20 protein-coding genes are annotated in these 20,831 nt (G+C 72.3%); 1 reads left to right on the forward strand and 19 read right to left on the reverse strand.

Going from position 1 to position 20,831, the window contains the following annotated elements:
- Position 1: 1 nt before the first annotated feature.
- From metK to pyrR, 12 genes are all read right to left on the reverse strand, one after another.
- Complete coding sequence (gene metK, locus AB0F98_RS26790; RefSeq protein ID WP_357740622.1) at positions 2 to 1,195, reverse strand: methionine adenosyltransferase; 1,194 nt, start codon at positions 1,193 to 1,195, stop codon at positions 2 to 4.
- An 87-nt stretch (positions 1,196 to 1,282) separates the two neighbouring features.
- Positions 1,283 to 2,491: a bifunctional phosphopantothenoylcysteine decarboxylase/phosphopantothenate--cysteine ligase CoaBC gene (coaBC, locus tag AB0F98_RS26795; protein ID WP_357740625.1), complete on the reverse strand. Its 1,209-nt coding sequence runs from the start codon at positions 2,489 to 2,491 to the stop codon at positions 1,283 to 1,285.
- A 15-nt stretch (positions 2,492 to 2,506) separates the two neighbouring features.
- On the reverse strand, positions 2,507 to 2,773 hold the full coding sequence (gene rpoZ, locus AB0F98_RS26800; protein WP_013285517.1) for a DNA-directed RNA polymerase subunit omega: 267 nt from the start codon (positions 2,771 to 2,773) through the stop codon (positions 2,507 to 2,509).
- A gap of 103 nt (positions 2,774 to 2,876) precedes the next feature.
- On the reverse strand, positions 2,877 to 3,410 hold the full coding sequence (locus AB0F98_RS26805) for a guanylate kinase (protein ID WP_357740628.1): 534 nt from the start codon (positions 3,408 to 3,410) through the stop codon (positions 2,877 to 2,879).
- 25 nt (positions 3,411 to 3,435) lie between these two features.
- On the reverse strand, positions 3,436 to 3,753 hold the full coding sequence (gene mihF, locus AB0F98_RS26810; protein ID WP_007458370.1) for an integration host factor, actinobacterial type: 318 nt from the start codon (positions 3,751 to 3,753) through the stop codon (positions 3,436 to 3,438).
- 173 nt (positions 3,754 to 3,926) lie between these two features.
- Positions 3,927 to 4,766 (reverse strand): orotidine-5'-phosphate decarboxylase, encoded by an 840-nt coding sequence (gene pyrF, locus AB0F98_RS26815; protein WP_357740631.1) that lies wholly within the window; start codon positions 4,764 to 4,766, stop codon positions 3,927 to 3,929.
- Between the two features lie 821 nt (positions 4,767 to 5,587).
- Positions 5,588 to 6,619: a quinone-dependent dihydroorotate dehydrogenase gene (locus AB0F98_RS26820; protein ID WP_357740763.1), complete on the reverse strand. Its 1,032-nt coding sequence runs from the start codon at positions 6,617 to 6,619 to the stop codon at positions 5,588 to 5,590.
- A gap of 127 nt (positions 6,620 to 6,746) precedes the next feature.
- A complete protein-coding gene (gene carB, locus AB0F98_RS26825; RefSeq protein ID WP_357740634.1) occupies positions 6,747 to 10,118 on the reverse strand; it encodes a carbamoyl-phosphate synthase large subunit in 3,372 nt (1,123 codons plus the stop codon).
- On the reverse strand, positions 10,118 to 11,350 hold the full coding sequence (gene carA, locus AB0F98_RS26830) for a glutamine-hydrolyzing carbamoyl-phosphate synthase small subunit (protein ID WP_357740766.1): 1,233 nt from the start codon (positions 11,348 to 11,350) through the stop codon (positions 10,118 to 10,120). Before carA ends, carB begins: the two co-directional genes overlap by 1 nt.
- 61 nt (positions 11,351 to 11,411) lie before the next feature.
- Complete coding sequence (locus AB0F98_RS26835; protein WP_357740637.1) at positions 11,412 to 12,689, reverse strand: dihydroorotase; 1,278 nt, start codon at positions 12,687 to 12,689, stop codon at positions 11,412 to 11,414.
- Positions 12,686 to 13,648, reverse strand: coding sequence for an aspartate carbamoyltransferase catalytic subunit (locus AB0F98_RS26840; protein ID WP_357740639.1), 963 nt, complete (start codon positions 13,646 to 13,648; stop codon positions 12,686 to 12,688). Before AB0F98_RS26840 ends, AB0F98_RS26835 begins: the two co-directional genes overlap by 4 nt.
- A complete protein-coding gene (gene pyrR, locus AB0F98_RS26845) occupies positions 13,645 to 14,229 on the reverse strand; it encodes a bifunctional pyr operon transcriptional regulator/uracil phosphoribosyltransferase PyrR (RefSeq protein WP_357740642.1) in 585 nt (194 codons plus the stop codon). The genes AB0F98_RS26840 and pyrR overlap by 4 nt, the downstream gene beginning before the upstream one ends.
- Positions 14,230 to 14,517: 288 nt before the next feature.
- On the opposite strand from pyrR, the gene AB0F98_RS26850 reads away from it, so the two are divergent.
- Entirely contained in the window at positions 14,518 to 15,006 is a 489-nt protein-coding gene (locus AB0F98_RS26850) for a helix-turn-helix domain-containing protein (protein ID WP_013285505.1), read from the forward strand.
- A gap of 191 nt (positions 15,007 to 15,197) precedes the next feature.
- Here the strand turns inward: AB0F98_RS26850 and nusB are convergent, their stop codons facing one another.
- The 7 genes from nusB to AB0F98_RS26885 all read right to left on the reverse strand — a co-directional run bounded on the left by nusB (position 15,198) and on the right by AB0F98_RS26885 (position 20,795).
- The gene (gene nusB / locus AB0F98_RS26855) at positions 15,198 to 15,608 is read right to left on the reverse strand and encodes a transcription antitermination factor NusB (RefSeq protein ID WP_357740769.1); all 411 of its coding nucleotides are present in this window, start codon (positions 15,606 to 15,608) and stop codon (positions 15,198 to 15,200) included.
- 23 nt (positions 15,609 to 15,631) lie between these two features.
- A complete protein-coding gene (gene efp, locus AB0F98_RS26860; RefSeq protein ID WP_076472889.1) occupies positions 15,632 to 16,189 on the reverse strand; it encodes an elongation factor P in 558 nt (185 codons plus the stop codon).
- A gap of 515 nt (positions 16,190 to 16,704) precedes the next feature.
- Positions 16,705 to 17,142 (reverse strand): type II 3-dehydroquinate dehydratase, encoded by a 438-nt coding sequence (aroQ, locus tag AB0F98_RS26865; RefSeq protein ID WP_357740646.1) that lies wholly within the window; start codon positions 17,140 to 17,142, stop codon positions 16,705 to 16,707.
- Entirely contained in the window at positions 17,139 to 18,218 is a 1,080-nt protein-coding gene (aroB, locus tag AB0F98_RS26870; protein ID WP_357740649.1) for a 3-dehydroquinate synthase, read from the reverse strand. Before aroB ends, aroQ begins: the two co-directional genes overlap by 4 nt.
- 38 nt (positions 18,219 to 18,256) lie before the next feature.
- Positions 18,257 to 18,766, reverse strand: coding sequence for a shikimate kinase (locus AB0F98_RS26875; protein WP_076472940.1), 510 nt, complete (start codon positions 18,764 to 18,766; stop codon positions 18,257 to 18,259).
- Positions 18,767 to 18,786: 20 nt separating this feature from the next.
- Positions 18,787 to 19,965 (reverse strand): chorismate synthase, encoded by a 1,179-nt coding sequence (gene aroC, locus AB0F98_RS26880; protein WP_357740651.1) that lies wholly within the window; start codon positions 19,963 to 19,965, stop codon positions 18,787 to 18,789.
- Between the two features lie 173 nt (positions 19,966 to 20,138).
- Positions 20,139 to 20,795, reverse strand: coding sequence for a class I SAM-dependent methyltransferase (locus AB0F98_RS26885; RefSeq protein ID WP_357740654.1), 657 nt, complete (start codon positions 20,793 to 20,795; stop codon positions 20,139 to 20,141).
- Between the last annotated feature and the right edge of the window lie 36 nt (positions 20,796 to 20,831).

The raw sequence follows: 20,831 nt of genomic DNA on the forward strand, positions 1-20,831 counted from the left end.
GTCAGGCTCCTGCGGCCGACTTGAGGTCGGCGGCCCGCTCGGTGCTCTCCCAGGTCAGCGCCGGCAACTCCCGGCCGAAGTGGCCGTACGCCGCGGTCTGCTGGTAGATCGGGCGGAGCAGGTCCAGGTCTCGGATGATCGCGGCCGGGCGCAGGTCGAAGACCTCGGAGACGGCCTTCTCGATCGAGGCCACCGGCACGGTCTCGGTGCCGAACGTCTCGATGAAGAGGCTGACCGGGTGCGCCTTGCCGATCGCGTACGCGACCTGCGCCTCGCAGCGCTCGGCGAGGCCGGCGGCGACGACGTTCTTGGCCACCCAGCGCATCGCGTACGCGGCCGAACGGTCCACCTTCGAGGGGTCCTTGCCGGAGAACGCCCCACCGCCGTGGCGGGCGTACCCGCCGTAGGTGTCGACGATGATCTTGCGGCCGGTCAGGCCCGCGTCGCCCATCGGGCCGCCGATCTCGAACCGGCCGGTCGGGTTGACCAGCAGCCGGTAACCCTCGGTGTCCAGGCCCAGGCTCTCCAGCTCCGGAGCGATGACGTGCTCGCGGATGTCCGGGGTGAGCAGCGACTCCAGCGAGATGTCCGCGGCGTGCTGGCTGGAGACCACCACGGTGTTCAGCCGGACCGGGCGCAGCCCCTCGTACTCGATGGTGACCTGCGTCTTGCCGTCCGGCCGAAGGTACGGGATCGTGCCGTCCTTGCGTACCGCGGCCAGCCGGCGGGCCAGCCGGTGGGCGAGGGCGATCGGCAGCGGCATCAGCTCCGGCGTCTCGGAGCAGGCGAAGCCGAACATCATGCCCTGGTCACCGGCGCCCTGCGCGTCCAGCGCGCTCTCCGACGCCCCGGTACGCAGCTCGAAGGCGTTGTCGACGCCCTGCGCGATGTCCTCCGACTGGGCGCCGATGGAGACGCTGACTCCGCACGACGCGCCGTCGAAGCCCTTCTTCGACGAGTCGTAACCGATGTCGAGGATGGTCTTGCGGACGATGGTCGGGATGTCCGCGTACGCCTTGGTGGTGACCTCACCGGCGATGTGCACCTGGCCGGTGGTGATGAGGGTCTCCACCGCGACCCGGCTGCGCGGGTCCTGGGTGAGCAACGCGTCGAGGATGCCGTCGCTGATCTGGTCGGCGATCTTGTCCGGGTGGCCTTCCGTGACCGATTCGGACGTGAAGAGGCGGCGTGTCACGGCACTCCTAAGCGTGTGGAAGTCGTTCGGCGGAAGTCTAGTCACCACGGTCCGTGGCGGCGGAGTCGGTCGTGTCCGATTCCACCCTCACGGGCGACCGGGCAACCGCGTCACGACGAGGTCCCAGACGCCGTCGGCGAGGTCCCCCTTGGACTGTTCGGGCATCCGGGTGACCGATCCGTCGGCGCCGATGACGGTCGCCGCGTTGGTGTCGGCACCGAAGACCTTGTCCGTACCCACCTCGTTGATGACGATGAGGTCGGCTCGTTTCCGGGCCAGCTTGACTCGGCCGTTCGCCTCGGCGTCACCGGTCTCCGCGGCGAACACCACCAGCACCTGCTCCGGCCGGCGGCGCTCGCCGAGCTCGGCGGCGATGTCCGGGTTGGTGACGAGCTCGATGGTGGGCGCGCTGCCGTCGTCCGCCTTCTTGATTTTGCCAGGCGCGTAGACGGCCGGGCGGAAATCGGCCGGAGCCGCGGCCATCACCACCGCGTCGGCCTCGGCGGCCGCCTTCATTGTGGCCTCCCGCAGCTCCGCGGTCGTGCCCACGCGGACGAGATCGACCCCCGCCGGGTCGGGCAACGACACGTTGGCCGAGATCAGGGTCACCTGGGCACCGCGGGCCACCGCCGTGCGGGCGAACGCGTAGCCCTGCTTGCCGGAGGAACGGTTGCCCAGGAAGCGGACCGGATCCAGCGGCTCACGGGTGCCGCCGGCGGTGACCACCACCCGGCGCCCGGCCAGGTCGGCGGGGGCGCCGACGCCCCGCGCCAGCACCCGGCGGGCGACCGCGAAGATCTCGGCCGGATCGGGGAGGCGGCCCTTGCCGGTGTCGACGCCGGTCAGGCGTCCGACCGCCGGTTCGACGACCAGGACGCCCCGGGAGCGCAGCGTGGCGACGTTGGCCACGGTGGCCGGGTGCTCCCACATCTCGGTGTGCATGGCCGGGGCCAGCACCACCGGGCAACGAGCGGTGAGCAACGTGTTGGTGAGCAGGTCGTCGGCGAGGCCGTGTGCGGCCTTGGCGAGCAGGTCGGCCGTGGCCGGCGCGACCACGACGAGGTCGGCGTGCTGCCCGAGGCGCACGTGCGGCACCTCGTGCACGTCGGACCAGACGTCGTCGGCGACCGGCTGCCCGGAGAGCGCCGCCCAGGTCGGCGCCCCGACGAAGCGGAGCGCCGACGCGGTCGGCACGACCCGGACCCGGTGGCCCGATTCGGTGAAGAGCCGCAGCAGCTCACACGCCTTGTAGGCGGCGATGCCGCCACCGACCCCGAGGATGATCTCGGCGGACATCGCGGTGCGGTGGTACTACGGCTGGTCGGTCGGCTCGGCGGTGAGCAGCCCGGCGTTGATCTCGCGCATGGCGATGGAGAGCGGCTTCTCCTGCGGGGTGGTCTCGACCAGCGGGCCGACGTACTCCAGCAGGCCCTCACCGAGCTGGCTGTAGTACGCGTTGACCTGACGGGCCCGCTTGGCCGCGAAGATGACGAGCGCGTACTTCGACGTCGTCTTTTCGAGGAGTTCGTCGATCGGCGGGTTGGTGATGCCCTCGGGGTTGGTGGCGATGGATCCCACGAATTACCTCTGCGTCTGTCGAACCGCGCAAGCGGTGCGGACTGGCGACCGCGGCCGACTCGTGAACCGCGGCCGACTCCGGTCCGCGCGGCGCGAGAGGCTCCTAGCCCCGCACGCGCGGGCCGGCCGGAGTCGGATAAGAAGAACCGAGAAAGCCTACCAGCTCATCTGCCACGCGATCGGTCAGGTCGTGCGTGAGGGCGAGTTCGAAGGCGGCGGCGACGGCCGGATCCGGCCGGTGTCCCGGGGGGCCGAGCAGTACCAGCCGGGTGTCGGCGAGGCGTTCCCGGACGGCCAGAGCGCCCGGGATGTCGAGCGGCAGTAACACCAGCTGCCCGGCGGCGAGCCGGGAGCGCAGTGGTTCGTACGGAGTGCCGCGCCGGTACGGGCCGGCCCGGGACCACTCCAGCAGGCCACCCGTGGCGATCAGCCGGTCGAACCCGGCGGGGGTCAGGAAGACCCGGTCCACCCCGTCGACCTCGCCGTCGCGGCGGGGTCGGGTGGTCGCCGGAACCGGCCGCCACACAGCGGGCGAGCGCGCCCGGACGAGCTCGACGACACTCTCCCGGCCCATGCCCGACGGGCCGGCCAGGACAGTGAGCCAAACCGCCGGACGCGCCGCGCCTTCCGTGCTCACTGCTTGTTTCTACACGCTGCCGCACTCAGTTGGCGGCGAACTCTCCAAGCAGTGCCTTGCGCTGCTGCTCGCCGAGGCCCCGCAGGCGGCGGCTGTCGGCGATCTTGAGCTTCTCCATGATCTGGGTGGCCCGGATCTTGCCGATGCCCGGCATCGCCTGCAGGACGGCCGACACCTTCAGCTTGCCCACGACGTCGTCGGACTCGGCCCGCTCGAGAACGGCTCCGAGGGTGGTCTTGCCCTGCTTGAGCTGCTCCTTCAGCTCAGCACGGGCCTTGCGGATCTCCGCGGCCTTCTCCAGCGCGGCAGCGCGCTGCTCGGGGGTCAGTGACGGGAGCGGCACCAGTTCTCCTCAGGTCCCTATAGCGGCGGGCGGGACGCACCACCGCACTGTGAAACGTGGTGTCGCTGTGAACCAAGGGGTCCGTGGTTCCCAGCGCGGGGAAAACTAGCGGTCGCCGGACGTTTCGGCAACGTGGACGCGCGATGATCATCGCAAAGTGACCGAGCCGTCAGTCAGCCCGCGACGGGTAGAACGGCCTTGCACGCGGCCAGCGCGCGGTCCGCCGCGGCGCGCAGCGCGGCCACGTCCGGGCCCGCGCCCAACACCTCGCGGGAGTACGACGGGAGCACCGCGGGCAGGCTCGCGCCGAAGACGGTACGCAGATCGGCGGCGGTCGCGCCCTGCGCGCCGAGGCCCGGCGCGAGCAACGGACCGCCGACGCGGGACAGGTCGTGACCGGTGTCGCCGATGGTCGCCCCGACCACCAGCCCGAAGCTGCCGAGCGGCTCCGCACCGGCGTTGAGCTGGGAAATCTCGTCGATCACGGTCTGCGCGACGGTCCGCCCGTCGGAGGTGCGGGCATGCTGCACCTCGGGTCCCTCCGGGTTCGAGGTGAGGGCGAGCACGAAGACGCCGCCGCCGTGCTCGGCGGCGAGCTCGAACATCGGAGCCAGCGAACCTACTCCCAGGTAGGGGCTCGCGGTCACCGCGTCGACATACAGCGGCCTGGATGGGTCGAGGTACGCCTCGGCGTACGCGCGGACGGTCGAGCCGATGTCGCCGCGCTTGATGTCGAGGAGAACGAGCGAGCCGCGATCCCGCAACTGTCGGATAGTTGACTCAAGAATCGCGACACCTCGGGCACCGAATCGCTCGAAGAATGCCGACTGAGGCTTGACCACCGCAACCCGGTCACCGAGGGCGTCAACGACGGTCCGGGCGAACCGGTCGAGCCCGTCCACGTCGTCCGACAGCCCCCACCGGGCCAGCAGCCCGGGGTGCGGATCGATTCCGACGCAGAGCGGCCCCCGCTCCGCCACGGCCCGGTGTAACCGGGCGCCGAAGGTCTCCATCCCCTTGCTTCCCCTCTCTCGTGGTCACCACGGACGGCCCGATGCCGCCCGCGTACGCCTCTCCGCCGCCCCGGCGGCCCGCATCGCGCCCCGCCCGGCCACGCTGCTCCACGGCCGCTTGAGCGGCCCGCACGACCCGTTCGCCGGCCCGTGCGGACGTCCGGTCCGCTCCGCGCCCGCCGGACCGGCCGCCACCGCCCTCACGAGGGCGCGATCCCTGGTCGGCAAGCGCGGCCGCCCGGCATGGACAAGACCTCGCACGGGCGCTGCCGGAGCCGCTCGCCGGCCACCGCGGCCCCCGCCCGCCGCCCCGCCGCCGACCGCCGGCCATCGCCCATGCCGCCGTCCGACCGCCGACCACCGCCGTCGGCCACCCCGCCGTTCGACCGCCGGCCGGCGCCGTCGCCCACCCGGCGTACCGCCGGGCGACGCGGGCGAGCCGGTTGCCGGATAACCGGGCGTCGACGTGGGTCGTGCATTCCGTCGGCGGGCCTCCCGAGGGCGGGCCGCCGGGGCACGGCGTACGACGACGACGCCGGTGCGGTCGGCAACGGCTCTGCCGACCGGAAGCACAGCCGGCGTCACGCCGCCCGGCACGGCGGCGATCACGGTGCCGGGCCGGACGCCGCCCGGACCGATCCGTGCGGGCGCGAGGCGGCACCCGCTGGGCGCGGGTCGGCTCGCGCCCGGTGTGCGCCCGCTGGACGCCAGCCGACCCGCACCCCGCACGAGCCAACCCCCGCGGGGCGCGGGCCGGGCAGCGTACGGCGCGAGCCGGTGTCCGGGGGTTGCCCGGCGGGGCACCGGCGTCGCGCCCGCGCTCATCGAGCCGGCAGCCGCGCCGGTGTCGCCGCGCGCACCGCGGCACGGACCAGGGCGGGGCCCCGGTAGATGAAGCCGGTGTAGAGCTGGACCAGGCTGGCGCCGGCGTCGAACATCCGCGCCGCGTCGTCCGGGTCGAGGACACCGCCCACCCCGATCACCGGCAGCCGTCCACCCGTCTCGCGATGCACGAAGGAGACCACCTCCCGGGCCCGCGCCCCGAGCGGCCGCCCGGAGAGACCGCCGGTCTCCGCGCCTCGCGCCCGGTCGGCGTCGGCCAGACCGCCCCGGGCGAGAGTGGTGTTGGTGGCGATCACCCCGGCAGCGCCCCGCGCGAGGCAGACCTCCAGCAGTTCGGCGATCGCCGGTTCGGTGAGGTCCGGGGCGATCTTCACGAGCACCGGCTTCTCCCCCACCAACGCGGCGAGCAGCGCGTCCAGATGGGACCGGTCCTGTAGGGACCGCAGACCCGGGGTGTTCGGTGAGGACACGTTGACCGCGAAGTAGTCGCCGTACCCCTTCAGCGCCTGGTAGGAGGCGAGGTAGTCCTCGACGGCCTCGTCCAGCGGGGTCACCTTGGACTTACCGAGCGAGATCCCCAACGGCACGCCGAGCGGCCGGGGCAACGCCGCCAGGCCGGCGGCCAGCGCCTCGGCCCCGGAGTTGTTGAATCCCATCCGGTTCACGATCGCCTCGCTGTCGCGCAGCCGGAACAGCCGGGGTCGCGGGTTGCCCGGCTGGCCGTGGGCCGTCACCGTGCCGACCTCGACGAAGCCGAACCCCAGCGCCGGCCATGCGGGCAGCGCCACACCGTCCTTGTCCATCCCGGCGGCCAGGCCGACCGGGTTGGGGAACTCCACCCCGAACACGGTGCGCGGGGCGCGTGCCGCGTACCGGGCCCGCATCGCCGCCAGCAACGCCGGCCGGCGGGACACCACGGCCAGCCGGCGCAGCGTCCACTCGTGCGCGGCCTCGGCGTCCCCGCCCCCGATCCGGAACAGCACGGGCCGTACGACGCGCTCGAACATCACCATGCCCGACCGCCCGGAATCCGGTCGATCATGAAGTTGTCGCCCGCCGGTGCGGCGTGTCGCGACAACAACTTCATGATCAACGGGTCTGGCCGGGGAGGGGCGGTGGGTGCGGGGGTCAGTGGGGTCACTGGGCCGCCCGCAGGGCGGCGTGCAGCTCCTGGAGGGGACGGACCCGCATGTCGCCCCGGATGCGGGCCTCGATGCCCATCACCGCGGCCGCCGCGCCGGGCACCGTGGTGATGCACGGGATGTCCGCGGTGACCGCCGCGCTGCGGATCTCGTAGCCGTCGGAGCGGGCGCTCGCGCCGGAGCCCTGCGGGGTGTTCAACACCAGGGCCACGTCACCGCCGAGGATCATCGAGACCGCGTCCTCGCCCTCACCCGCCTCGTAGTGCTTGCGGATCTGCTCGCACGCGATGCCGTGGCGGCGCAGCACCTCGGCCGTGCCGGTGGTGGCGACGATCTCGAAGCCCAGGTCGGCCAGCCGCTTGATCGGGAAGATCATGGCGCGCTTGTCCCGGTTGGCCACCGAGACGAAGATCCGGCCCCCGGTCGGCAGCGAGCCGTACGCGGCCGACTGCGACTTGGCGAAGGCGTGCCCGAAGTTCGTGTCGATGCCCATCACCTCGCCGGTGGACTTCATCTCCGGGCCGAGCAGCGAGTCGATGCCCTTTCCGGTCGGCGTCCGGAACCGCTTGAACGGCAGCACCGCCTCCTTCACCGCGATCGGCGCGTCCGCCGGCATCGTGCCGCCGTCCCCGGTCGCCGGGAGCAACCCCTCGGCACGCAACTCGGCGATCGTCGCGCCGAGCGCGATCCGGGCCGCCGCCTTGGCCAGCGGCACGGCGGTCGCCTTCGAGACGAACGGGACGGTACGCGAGGCCCGCGGGTTCGCCTCCAGCACGTAGAGCACGTCGTCCTTGAGCGCGTACTGCACGTTCAGCAGGCCGCGTACGCCGATGCCCCGGGCGATCGACTCCGTGTACCGGCGGACCTCGGCCAGGTGCGAGCCGGCCAGGGTGATCGGCGGCAGGGTGCAGGACGAGTCTCCGGAGTGGATGCCGGCCTCCTCGATGTGCTCCATGACACCGCCGAGGTAGACCTCACCGTCGGCGTCGCAGAGCGCGTCCACATCGATCTCGACGGCGTCGTCGAGGAACCGGTCCACCAGCACCGGGTGGTTCGGCGAGATGTCGGTGGCCCGTCCGATGTAGCCGCGCAGCGTCGCGTCGTCGTAGACGATCTCCATGCCGCGCCCGCCGAGCACGTAGGACGGGCGGACCAGCACCGGGTAGCCGATCTCGTCGGCGATCGCCTTCGCCTCGTCGTACGAGGTCGCCATGCCGTACGACGGCGCGCGCAGCCCGGCCCGGGTCAGCAGGGCGCCGAAGGCCCCCCGCTCCTCGGCCAGGTGGATCGACTCCGGGGAGGTGCCCACCACGGGTACTCCGGCGTCCTTGAGCCGCTGCGCCAGCCCCAGCGGGGTCTGCCCGCCCAGCTGCACGATCACGCCGACCACGCCCGGCCCGCCGGCCGCCTTGCCGGAGGTGTCCTCCGCGTGCCAGACCTCCAGCACGTCCTCGAAGGTGAGCGGCTCGAAGTAGAGCCGGTCGGCGGTGTCGTAGTCGGTGGAGACGGTCTCCGGGTTGCAGTTGACCATGACGGTCTCGTAGCCGCCGGTGCCGGCACCACCCGCCGGGGCGGCACGCAGCGCCTGGACCGCGTGCACGCAGGAGTAGTCGAACTCGATGCCCTGCCCGATCCGGTTCGGTCCGGAGCCGAGGATCAGCACCTTCGGCCGCGCCGACCCGACCACCTCGGTCTCCAGGTCGTACGACGAGTAGTGGTACGGCGTGGTCGCCTCGAACTCGGCCGCGCAGGTGTCCACGGTCTTGTACACCGGCCGGATGTCGAGCCGGTGCCGCAGCGTCCGTACCCCGTCCTCGGCGGCCAGTTCCGGACGCAGTGCGGCCAGCTGCCGGTCGGAGAGGCCGGCCCGCTTCGCGCGGCGCAGCAGCTCGGCGTCGAGCACCGGCGCGTCCACGATCTCCGCACGCAGCTCGACCAGGCCGGCGATCTGGTCCAGGAACCACGGGTCGATCCCGCCGGACGCGGCGGCCACCTCGGCGATCGAGGCGCCCAGCCGCAGTGCCCGCTCGACGGTGTAGAGCCGCCCGTCGTGCGGCGTACGCAGCGCGGCGAGGGTGTTCTCCCTGGTGGCCCCCACCGGGTCCGGCACGGTCCAGAAGCCGCCCGCCTTGGTCTCCATCGAGCGCATCGCCTTGTTCAGGGCCTCGGTGAAGTTGCGCCCGAGGCTCATCGCCTCGCCCACCGACTTCATGGTGGTGGTCAGCTCCGCGTCCGCGCCCGGGAACTTCTCGAACGCGAATCGCGGGATCTTGACGACCACGTAGTCCAGCGTCGGCTCGAACGCCGCCGGGGTCTTCAGCGTGATGTCGTTGGGGATCTCGTCCAGGGTGTAGCCGATGGCCAGCTTCGCGGCGATCTTCGCGATCGGGAAGCCGGTCGCCTTGGACGCCAACGCCGAGGAGCGCGACACCCGCGGGTTCATCTCGATGACCACGATCCGCCCGTCGGCCGGGTTCACCGCGAACTGGATGTTGCAGCCACCGGTGTCCACCCCGACCTCGCGCAGCACGGCGATGCCGAGGTCACGCAGGCGCTGGTACTCCCGGTCGGTGAGCGTCATGGCCGGGGCCACGGTGACGCTGTCGCCGGTGTGCACGCCCATCGGGTCGACGTTCTCGATCGAGCAGACCACCACCACGTTGTCGTGGCGGTCGCGCATGAGTTCGAGCTCGTACTCCTTCCAGCCGAGCACGCTCTCCTCGATGAGCACCTCGTGCACCGGGCTCGCGGCCAGGCCGTCGCCCGCGATGCGCTCCAGGTCCTCCTGCGTGTGGGCCATACCGGAGCCGAGGCCGCCCATCGTGAACGACGGCCGGATCACCACGGGCAGGCCCAGCTCGGCGACGGTCTCCCGGACCTCGTCCATGGAGTGGCAGACACGCGAACGCGGCACCAGCGTCGACGGGTCCGCGTAGCCGAGGCGGGCACCCGCCTTCGCCACGATGTCCTTGAACAGCTGCCGGTCCTCGCCGCGGTTGATCGCGTCGATGTTGGCCCCGATCAGCTCGACGCCGTACTTCTCCAGCACCCCGGCCTCGTGCAGGGCGACCGCGGTGTTCAGCGCGGTCTGCCCGCCTAGGGTCGGCAGGATCGCGTCCGGACGTTCCTTGGCGATGACCAGCTCGACGAACTCCGGGGTGATCGGCTCGACGTACGTGGCGTCGGCGAACTCCGGGTCGGTCATGATCGTGGCCGGGTTCGAGTTGACCAGGCTGACCCGGATCCCCTCGCTGCGCAGCACCCGGCACGCCTGGGTGCCGGAGTAGTCGAACTCGCAGGCCTGCCCGATGACGATCGGCCCCGAGCCGATGACCAGGATGTGCTTCAGGTCGCTCCGCTTGGGCATCAGTTTCCGCCTTCGCTGTGGTTCCGGTAGAGGCCACGGCCCTCGCTGCGCCCCTGGCCGAGGGCACGGCCCTCGATCAATTCGGCGAAGCGGTCGAAGAGGTAGTCCGCGTCGTGCGGACCCGCCGCCGCCTCCGGGTGGTACTGCACCGTGAACGCGGGCACGTCCTTGGCCCGCAGCCCCTCGACCACGTTGTCGTTGAGGCAGACGTGCGAGACCTCGACTCCGCCGAACTCGGTGTCGATCACCTGGTCGGGGACCACCGCGCCGGACCCGGCTCCGGGCACCTGCACCGCGCTGAGCTCCTGTTCGCGGCCCGGCCAGGCGACCGCGAAGCCGTGGTTGTGGCTGGTGACCTCGACCTTGCCGGTCGACCGGTCCAGCACCGGCTGGTTGATGCCCCGGTGGCCGTAACCGAGCTTGTAGGTGCCGAAGCCGAGCGCCCGCCCGAGGATCTGGCTGCCGAAGCAGATGCCGAAGAGCGGGATCCGCCGGCTCAACACCTCGCGGGCGAGCGCCACCGGACCGTCGGCGGTCGCCGGGTCACCCGGCCCGGGTGAGAAGAAGACCGCGTCCGCGCCGGTCGCGAGCAGCTCGTCGATGGTGGACGCGGCGGGCAGCACGTGCGTGGTGACCCCGCGGGCCGCCAGCCGGCGCGGCACGTTGCGCTTGATGCCGAGGTCCAGCGCGGCGACCGTGAACCGGTGCTCGCCCTCGGCCTGCACCACGTACCGCTCGGCGGTGGTCACCTCGGCGGAGAGGTCCGCGCCGACCATCTCCGGAGCCTGGCGGACCCGGGCCAGCAGCGCCCGCGGGTCGTCCTCGACGCTGGAGATGCCGACCCGCATCGCTCCGCGCTCACGCAGGTGCCGGGTCAGCGCCCGAGTGTCCACGCCCGCGATACCGACCACACCCTCGGCGGCGAGCCGGTCCTCGAGCCCGCCGCTGGCCCGCCAGTTGGAGCCGATCCGGGCCGGGTCGCGCACCACGTACCCGGCGACCCAGATCCGGGACGACTCGTCGTCCTCGCCGTTGACCCCGGTGTTGCCGATGTGCGGCGCCGTCTGCACCACCACCTGACGGTGGTAGGAGGGGTCGGTGAGGGTCTCCTGGTAGCCGGTCATGCCGGTGTTGAAGACCGCCTCGCCGAAGGTCTCCCCGACGCTGCCGTACGCCTCGCCCTGGAACGTCCGCCCATCCTCGAGAACCAGGATCGCCGGCCTGCGCTTCACCATGCCGCGTTCCCCTCGATCCGGACTGCGGGGCTCCGCTCCGCTGCACTCCTCGCTCGGATCATTTGACAGCCTTTCCGTCCAGAACCGTCGGCTCACCGCGCAGGAAGGTCGCCACGACGCGACCCGGCAGCGACATGCCGGCGTACGGGGTGTTGCGGCTCAGACTGGCCAGCTCACCGGGCTCGACCACGCGGCGCGCCGCCGGGTCGACCAGGGTGAGGTTGGCCGGCACACCGGGTGCCGGGTCGAGCCCGTGGGACTCCAGCCCGGCGATCCGGGCCGGGGTGCGGGACATGCGCTCGGCGATCAGGTCCCAGCGGGGGCCGAGCACCTCCAGCGCGATCGACAGCGCCGTCTCCAGGCCGAGCATGCCCGGCCGGGCGTACGCCCACTCGCACTCCTTGTCCTCCACCGCGTGCGGCGCGTGGTCGGTGGCGACGATGTCGATCACGCCGTCCACCAGCGCGGCGCGCAGCGCGGTGACGTCCTCGTCGGTGCGCAGCGGTGGGTTGACCTTGTAGACCGGGTCGTACGTCTCGGCCCGGACGTCGGTAAGCAGCAGATGGTGCGGGGTCACCTCGGCGGTGACCCGTACGCCGCGGGCCTTGGCCTGGCGCAGCACCTCCACGCTGCCGGCGGTGGAGACGTGGCAGACGTGCAGGCGGCTCCCGACGTGCTCGGCGAGGAGCACGTCGCGCGCGATGATCGCCTCCTCGGCCACGGCCGGCCAGCCGGTGAGCCCGAGGCGCGTCGAGACCGCACCCTCGTGCATCTGCGCGCCCTCGGTGAGGCGCGGCTCCTCGGCGTGCTGGGCGATGACCCCGTCGAACGCCTTGACGTACTCCAACGCGCGGCGCATCAGCCGCGGGTCGGCCACGCAGTGCCCGTCGTCGGAGAAGATCCGCACCCGGGCCGCGGAGTCGGCCATGGCGCCGAGCTCGGCGAGGCGCTCCCCGGCCAGCCCGACGGTGACCGCGCCGATCGGTTGCACGTCGACCAGGCCGGCCTCACGGCCGAGCCGCCAGACCTGCTCGACGACGCCGGCGGTGTCGGCGACCGGGGAGGTGTTCGCCATCGCGCAGACCGCCGTGTACCCGCCGAGCGCCGCCGCGCGGGAGCCGGACTCGACCGTCTCCGCGTCCTCGCGTCCGGGCTCGCGCAGGTGGGTGTGCAGGTCGACCAGGCCGGGCAGGGCGACCAGCCCGGCGGCGTCGATCACCGTGGCGCCGTCGGCCGCCAGGCCGGCGCCGGTCCGGGCGACCACGCCGTCGCGGATCAGCAGATCGGTCGGCGCGGCGCCGAGCAGGCTGACCTCCTTGATGAGGTACGCGGTCATGCGTTGTTCCCCCCGAGCAGCAGATAGAGGACGGCCATCCGGACGGAGACCCCGTTGGTGACCTGTTCGACGATGGTGGAGCGGGCCGAGTCGGCCACCTCGGGCGTGATCTCCATGCCCCGGTTCATCGGTCCGGGGTGCATGACGATCGCGTGCTCGGGCAGCCGGCGCATCCGCTGCCCGTCCAGCCCGTAGCGGCGGGCGTACTCGCGGGCGGAGGGGAAGTAGGAGTCGCTCATCCGCTCCCGCTGCACCCGCAGCATCATCACCACGTCCGACGTCGGCAGCACCGCGTCGAGGTCGTAGCAGACGGTGATGTCGGGTGCCTGCGCCGCGCCTCCGCCCGAGGTGTTCGCCCCGGTCGCCCTGGTCGCCCAGTCGACCGGGATCAGCGTCGGCGGACCGACCAGGGTCACCTTCGCGCCGAGGGTGGAGAGCAACAGCACGTTGGAGCGGGCCACCCGGCTGTGCAGCACGTCGCCGACGACCGTCACGGACAGCCCGGCGAGCCGCCCCAACCGCGAGCGCATGGTGTACGCGTCGAGCAGTGCCTGGGTGGGGTGCTCGTGGGTGCCGTCGCCGGCGTTGACCACCGAACCGTCGACCCACTCGGCCAGCCGGTGCGGGGCACCGGAGGCGGGGTGCCGGACGACCACCGCGTCGGCGCCCATCGCCTGGAGGGTGAGCGCCGTGTCCTTCAGGCTCTCCCCCTTGGCGACGCTGGAGCCCTTGGCGGAAAAGTTGATCACGTCGGCGCTGAGCCGCTTCGCGGCCGCCTCGAACGAGATCCGGGTCCGGGTGGAGTCCTCGTAGAAGAGGTTCACCACCGTCCGCCCGCGCAGCGCGGGCAGCTTCTTGACCTCGCGGCCGGCGACCGTGGCCATCTCGGCGGCGGTGTCCAGGATCCGGGTCGCGGTGGCGGCGTCGAGGTCGGCGCCGGAGAGCAGGTGCCGGATCATGAGGTGGTACCTCCGTAGAGCTTGACCCCGTCCGTGCCGTCGGTCTCGGCGAGCGTCACCTTGACGCTCTCGGCCAGTGAGGTCGGGATGTTCTTGCCCACGTAGTCGGCGCGGATGGGCAACTCCCGGTGGCCGCGGTCGACCAGGACGGCGAGCTGCACCGAGGCCGGGCGGCCCACGTCGTTGAGCGCGTCGAGCGCGGCCCGGACCGTCCGGCCGGAGAAGAGCACGTCGTCGACGAGGATGACCCGCTTGCCGTCGATGCCGCCGGCCGGCAGCTGGGTGGGGCCGATCGCGCGGGTGGCGTGCCGGCGCAGATCGTCGCGGTAGAGAGTGATGTCGAGCACACCGACCGGCACGGCCACGTCCTCGAAGGTGCTGATCCGGGCGGCGAGCCGTCGTGCGAGCGGGGCACCCCGGGTGGGAATGCCGAGCAGGACGGTGTCAGCGGCGCCCTGGGTCTTCTCCAGGATCTGGTGGGCGATGCGGTCGACCACGCGCTGGACGTCGGCGCTGGCGAGGATCACCTTCACCGAGGGTTGCCGCGCAGGTGGTGATTCGGCAGCCGGTGGGCAGGCCACGGCAGACCTCCTTCCCCGCCTCACGGGACGGGTCGTTAAAGGACGTCGGACACCTTCGTCGCCGGCCACGGACGGCCCACGCGAAAGCTTCACGCCACGTTACCAGTGGTCACCGGGCCGGCCACCGCCGGCCACTGACCACCGGGTCAGCGTGGCGGAACGGCGAAGACTTCCCGCACGCTCCCCAACGGTAAGGTCACGAACACTTGACCAGGTGTCGCAATCCCCGTACCGTCACGCTCCGTAGCGAATAGCTGGGAGAACCCCCGCAGCACTGGGAGTGTCCGAATGCCCTCTGAATACGCCAAGTCTCTGGGCGCCCGCCTGCGCTCGATCCGCCAGCAGCAGGGGCTGTCCCTGCAGGGGGTGGAGGAGAAGTCGAACGGGCGGTGGAAGGCCGTGGTGGTCGGCTCGTACGAGCGCGGTGACCGGGCCGTCACGGTGTCCCGCCTGGCCGAGCTGGCCGACTTCTACCGCGTGCCGGTGTCCGAACTGCTGCCCGACGGCAGTGGGGTCCGTCACGAGCCCACCAGCAAGATCGTGCTGGACCTGGAGCGGCTCTACGACGAGGCCTCTGAGGACCTGGCCTACGTCGCCCGCTACGCGCGCGCCATCCAGCAGCAGCGTGGCGACTACAACGGGCGGGTGCTCTCGATCCGCGCCGACGACCTGCGCGCGCTGGCGATCGTCTACGACGCCTCGCCGTCCGGTCTGATCGAGCGGCTCACCGAACACGGCGTGCTCGTCGCCGACCCCCGGGCGTTCTTCGCATCCTGATCGCCTGACCAGCAGAAAGGGCCCGTGCCGTACGGCACGGGCCCTTTCTGTTCCGCTGTCCGGTGCGGCGTTGCACGCTGTTCCGCCAATCCGCGCCTGATTCCGGGGTTCACGTCGGCCGGATGTCCGGTGGAGCCCGAACGGCGTCCCGGCCGGAACGGTCCGGTTCGAACCGCTCGGCCGGGAGACGGTCAGCGGGTGGCGTACTCCGCGATCCGACCGAGCAACCCGTTGAGGAAGCGCGGGGAGTCGTCGGTCGACATCTGCCGAGCCAGCTCGACGGCCTCGCTGATCGCCACGGCGTCGTCGATCTCGTCGAGGTAGAGCAACTCGTAGACGGCGATCCGGGCGAGGTTGCGGTCGACCGCGGGCATCCGCTCGAGCGTCCACCCCTCGGCGTAGCTGGCGATCAGCTCGTCGATCCGGTCGAGGTGGTCGGCGACCCCCTCGACCAGCCCCACCGCGTAACCCAGGTGCTCCGGGTGGGGCCGTTCGATGCGCTCGAGGTAGCCGGCCAGCACCTCCACGGGCGGGCGGTCGCGCAGGTCGGCCTCGAAGAGCACGTCCAGTGCCCGCTTACGCGCCTTGCGGCGCGCCGGCATCTGCTGCTTGGGACCCTCGGCCATCAGGCGCGGCCGAGGTAACGGCCGTCCCGAGTGTCGACCTTGATCTTCTCGCCGGTGGTGATGAACAGCGGCACCTGGACGGTCGCCCCGGTTTCGACGGTGGCCGGCTTGTTACCGCCCGTGGAGCGGTCACCCTGCAGACCCGGCTCGGTGTAGGTGACCTCGAGCACGACGCTGGTCGGCAGCTCGATGTACAGCGGCACGCTCTCGTGGGTGGCGACGGTCGCCTCGGCCTCGGGCAGCAGGTAGTTGGCCGCCTCGCCGACGGTGCCGCCCGGGACGGTGATCTGGTCGTACGTCTCCAGGTCCATGAAGACGTAGTCCTCGCCATCGGCGTAGAGGTACTGCATCGTGCGCTTGTCGACGGTCGCCGTCTCGACCTTGGTGCCCGCGTTGAAGGTCTTGTCGACCACCTTGCCGGAGAGCACGTTCTTCAGCGTGGTGCGCACGAACGCACCACCCTTACCAGGCTTGACGTGCTGGAACTCGACAACGGACCAGAGCTCTCCGTCGAGGTTGAGTACCAGGCCGTTCTTCAGGTCGTTGGTGGTGGCCATTTCCTGCCTTGATCATCAATTGGCGGACAGACCTGCAAAGTCTACTAGTCCCGCCAGGGCAGGGCCTCGCTCCACCCGTCCCGCGGCTGCGCTCGCGGTTCCCGGCCCGCCCAACCCGGCCCGGCCCGTCCCGTCCCCCGTGATCAATGTCACTCTGGGTGCTTTACCGCACGCCGCCCGGCACCATCCACCGCTCCCTTTGCTCTGCACCCACCGACGCGCCAGTAACGGACGGTGACAGCCCATCCACCGACCAGGACGACCCCGCCCGGCTGAGCACCAGGTCATCGGGGTGGTGCGGATAGGGGTGCAGAGCAAAGGCGGCGAAGCATGGGGTCGGCGGCGCAGCGATCGTCACTCAAAGTGACGGCGCATGGTAGTCGCGGTGCGTGAATTGCGGCCTCGACGGTGGGCGTGGGCCGGAGGGGCCAGGCCGGGGCCGGAGGGGCCGGGCCGGGGCCGGAGGGGCCGGGCCGGAGGGGCCGGGCCGGAGGGGCCGGGGACCGGGCAGGGCGTCAGCGGGTGGCGGTGCTGGTGGCCAGGTGCTGCAGGGCCAGGCGGTAGCCGTCGAGGCCCAGCCCGCAGATCACCCCGGTCGCGACCGCGGAGACCACCGAATGGTGCCGGAACTCCTCACGAGTGTGGATGTTGGAGATGTGCACCTCGATCAGCGGCCCGCGCAGCATCGCGCAGGCGTCGCGGACGGCGTACGAGTAGTGCGACCACGCCGCCGGGTTGAGCACCACTGCGGCGCCCTCGTCCGCGGCGGCGTGCAGCCAGGCGAGCAGCTCGTGCTCGGCGTCGGTCTGCCGCACCGTGACGTCGAGGCCGAGCTCCCGGCCGGTCGACTCGCAGAGCGCCACGAGGTCGGCGTAGGTGCTCGCCCCGTACACGTCTGGCTCACGGGTGCCCAGCCGGCCGAGGTTCGGCCCGTTCAGCACGTGCACCTTCACGGCTGCGCCACCTCCGCGTACGCGGCGTGCAGCAGGGCGTCGTCCGGGCCCTCCAGGATCGCCGGGCGGGCCAGGCCGTCCAGCACCACGAAACGCAGCCGACTTCCCCGGGCCTTCTTGTCTACCCGCATCGCGGCCAGCAGCTGCGGCCAGGCGTCCGCCGGGTAGCTGGTGGGCAGGCCGAGCGCGGCCATCGCCGTACGATGCCGACGGGCGGTGGGCTCGTCGAGCCGGCCGGCGAGCCGGGCCAGCGCACCCGCGTAGACCACGCCGACGGCGACCGCGTGCCCGTGCCGCCAGCGGTAGCCTTCCACCTTCTCGATCGCGTGCGCCAGGGTGTGGCCGTAGTTGAGCACCTCGCGGACGCCGGACTCGCGCAGGTCACCGGAGACCACGTCGGCCTTCACCCGGATCGCCCGCTCGATCAGCTCACGGGTCACCGCACCGGTCGGGTCGACGGCCGCCGCCGGGTTCGCCTCGACCAGGTCGAGGATCACCGGGTCCGCGATGAAGCCGCACTTCACCACCTCGGCGAGCCCCGCCGCCAGGTCGGCCGACGGCAGGCTGTCCAGGGTGGCCAGGTCGCAGATCACCCCGACCGGCGGGTGGAACGCGCCGACCAGGTTCTTGCCCGCGGCGGTGTTGATTCCGGTCTTGCCGCCCACCGCGGCGTCGACCATCCCGAGCAACGACGTGGCCACCGGCACCCAGCGCACGCCACGCAGCCAGCAGGCGGCGACGAAGCCCGCCAGGTCGGTGACCGCACCGCCGCCCACCCCGACCACCGCGTCGGTACGGGTGAAGCCGGCGTCGCCGAGCCGGTCCCAGCAGGCCGCGGCGACCTCGACCCGCTTGCCTGCCTCCGCGTCCGGCACCTCGATCGGCATCGGTGCGATGCCGGCCGCCCGCAGCCGCTCGCCGAGCGCATCGGTCAGTTCCTTGAGCGGTGGGGCGTGCAGCAGCGCCACCCGGGTCGCCCCGGGCAGCAGGCCGGGCACGGTGTCGAGCAGGTCGCGTCCCACCAGCACGTCGTACGACTGCTCGCCGCCGACCGGGATCCGGGTCACCTCGTCCATCGCGGGCAGCCTAGTCGAGCCGACCGGCACCGGCGACGTCAGCGCTGCTTGAGCAACGCATGGATCTCCGCCGCGATCTCCGCCGGGCTCCGCCCGTCGGTGCGCACGGTCGCCGTGGCGACCTCCTCGTAGAGCGGGCGGCGCTGGTCCATCAGGTGCTTGAGGGTCGCCCGCGGATTGATCGCCAGCAGCGGGCGACCGGCGCCGAGCCCGACCCGCTTGACCGCGTCCGGCAGCTCGACGGAGAGGAACACCACCGGGTGCCCCACCAGGGCGGCGCGGGTCTCCTCGGCGAGCACCGCGCCGCCACCGAGCGCCAGCACACCCGGGCAGGAGGCGAGCGCCGCGGCCACCGCAGCGCGTTCGAGCGCACGGAAGTGCGCCTCACCCTCGTCGATGAAGATCTCCGGGATCGGCTTGCCGGCCATCCGCTCGATGTCCACGTCGGTGTCGCGGAACTCCACCCCGAGCCCGGCGGCGAGCGCCTGTCCGACCGTGGTCTTGCCCGAGCCGGGCGCGCCGACCAGTACGCAGACCGGCCGGGTCACCCCGGCTGCCGCCGCCCCGGTCACCGGATCACCAGCGCGTCCAGGTAGCCGGCCAGGTTGCGGCGGATCTCGGCGACGGAGTCGCCGCCGAACTTCTCCATGGTCGCCTCGGCGAGCACCAGGGCGACCATCGCCTCGGCCACCACGGCGGCGGCCGGGACCGCGCACACGTCCGACCGCTGGTTGATCGCCGTGGCCGGCTCGCCGGTGGTGACGTCGACCGTGGCCAGGGCGCGGTTCAGCGACGAGATCGGCTTCATCGCGGCCTTGACCCGGAGCGGCTCACCCGTGGTGATGCCGCCCTCCAGTCCGCCGGCCCGATCGGTGACCCGCCGTACGCCGGTGGCCGTGCCGATGATCTCGTCGTGCGCGGCGGAGCCCCGCGACCGGGCCTGCTGCCAGCCGTCGCCGATCTCCACACCCTTGATCGCCTGGATGGACATCAGCGCGGCGGCGAGCCGGGCGTCGAGCTTGCGGTCCCACTGGACGTGGCTGCCCAGGCCCGGCGGCACTCCGTACGCCAGCACCTCGACCACACCCCCGAGGGTGTCGGCGTCCTTCTTCGCGGCGTCGACCTCGGCGACCATTCGCGCGCTCGCCTCCGAGTCGAGGCACCGCAGCGGGTCGGCGTCGATCCGCTCGGCGTCCTCCGGGCGCGGCCGCAGTCCGGGCTTCGCGGCGACCGAGCCCAGCTCCACCACGTGCGAGACGATCTCGATGCCGAGGGTCTGCTTCACCAGCGCCTTGGCGACGGCGCCGACGGCGACCCGGGCCGCGGTCTCGCGGGCGCTGGCCCGCTCCAGGATCGGCCGCGCGTCGCGGTGGCCGTACTTCTGCATGCCGGCGAGGTCCGCGTGCCCGGGTCGGGGGCGGGTGAGCGGGGCGTTTCGCGCCTGCCCGGCCAGCTCCTCCGGGTCGACCGGATCGGCGGCCATCACCGTGTGCCACTTGGGCCACTCGGAGTTGCCCACTCGGATGGCCACCGGGCTGCCGATGGTGAGGCCGTGCCGCAGGCCGCCGATGATCTCGACCTCGTCCTGCTCGAACGACATCCGGGCACCCCGGCCGTAGCCGAGCCGGCGGCGGGCCAGCTCGGCGGAGATGTCGCCGGTGGTCACCTCGACCCCGGCGGGCACCCCCTCGAGCAGCGCGACGAGGGCGGGTCCGTGCGATTCACCTGCGGTCAGCCAGCGCAACACAGGCGCAAGTTTGTCACGCCGTGTGGTCGGTCCGGTGCGGTGCCCACCCCGTCCCGCCCTGCGGACAGCCACGTCCGCAGGGCGGCCGGGAACGCGCCCGGCCCGCCTCGACCACCCGACAGCGGAGAACCGTCGGGTGCCGCTCCTCCGGGCACGGGCACCGCCGACCCGGATCACGAAGCCCTGATCGCGATCAGCGACTTGGTGAGACCCACCAGGCGCTCGCTGCGGATGGTGGCGTCCGGGAAGAGGTAGCGCAGCTCCGCCCGACCGATCAGCTCCGTGGTCAGGACCTGTCGCATCGCCGCCTCATAGGACTTGCCCGGGGTATACGCCAGCGGCCATCTGCGGGCGACGACCACCCGCGCCGACACCGGCAGGAACTGCATGCCGGGCGCCACCCAGTGGGGCTCGATCGGGAAGTACCGGTAGGGGGTCTGCACCCAGTACGCGGGCGCCAGCTCGCGGATCGCCTCCGCCATGCGCCGACGCCGTTCGTGCCCGCCGACGTGCTCCAGCACGCTGTTGCTGAAGACGAGGTCGTAGCGGCGGCTCAGGATGGCCTTCGGCAGTTCGCACGCGTCGGCGTGATCCGCCTCAGCCCACTCGGGCAGCTTCGCCGGGAGCGGTTCCAGGTTGACGACGTGGACGCGGGCCGGCCGGATCGGCACCCGGGCCCAGCTCTCCACCCGCCCGCCGAGGTCGAGCACGCTCATCTCGGCGAGGTGGGGGAACGCCTCCGACAGCCAGAGCGCGCGCCGCGCGCGCCGCTTCGCGCCGAGCGATGTAGGCGAGTCGACCAGACGGAACCTGAGCGAGTGAAGTGCCATGGGCCGGGATCCTTCTCTGCGAGGTCGGGGTGGGGC

It is taken from the genome of Micromonospora sp. NPDC023737 (assembly GCF_040639715.1).
GTDB lineage: Bacteria > Actinomycetota > Actinomycetes > Mycobacteriales > Micromonosporaceae > Micromonospora.

Bases quoted from the DNA above. Each gene is read 5' to 3' on its own strand.
- pyrF (WP_357740631.1), bottom strand. From the start codon at position 4,766: ATGGAGACCTTCGGCGCCCGGTTACACCGGGCCGTGGCGGAGCGGGGG.
- efp (WP_076472889.1), bottom strand. From the start codon at position 16,189: ATGGCCACCACCAACGACCTGAAGAACGGCCTGGTACTCAACCTCGAC.
- AB0F98_RS26850 (WP_013285505.1), top strand. From the start codon at position 14,518: ATGCCCTCTGAATACGCCAAGTCTCTGGGCGCCCGCCTGCGCTCGATC.
- AB0F98_RS26840 (WP_357740639.1), bottom strand. From the start codon at position 13,648: ATGATCCGGCACCTGCTCTCCGGCGCCGACCTCGACGCCGCCACCGCG.
- AB0F98_RS26835 (WP_357740637.1), bottom strand. From the start codon at position 12,689: ATGACCGCGTACCTCATCAAGGAGGTCAGCCTGCTCGGCGCCGCGCCG.
- AB0F98_RS26885 (WP_357740654.1), bottom strand. From the start codon at position 20,795: ATGGCACTTCACTCGCTCAGGTTCCGTCTGGTCGACTCGCCTACATCG.
- carB (WP_357740634.1), bottom strand. From the start codon at position 10,118: ATGCCCAAGCGGAGCGACCTGAAGCACATCCTGGTCATCGGCTCGGGG.
- coaBC (WP_357740625.1), bottom strand. From the start codon at position 2,491: ATGTCCGCCGAGATCATCCTCGGGGTCGGTGGCGGCATCGCCGCCTAC.
- nusB (WP_357740769.1), bottom strand. From the start codon at position 15,608: ATGCCGGCGCGCCGCAAGGCGCGTAAGCGGGCACTGGACGTGCTCTTC.
- aroB (WP_357740649.1), bottom strand. From the start codon at position 18,218: ATGGACGAGGTGACCCGGATCCCGGTCGGCGGCGAGCAGTCGTACGAC.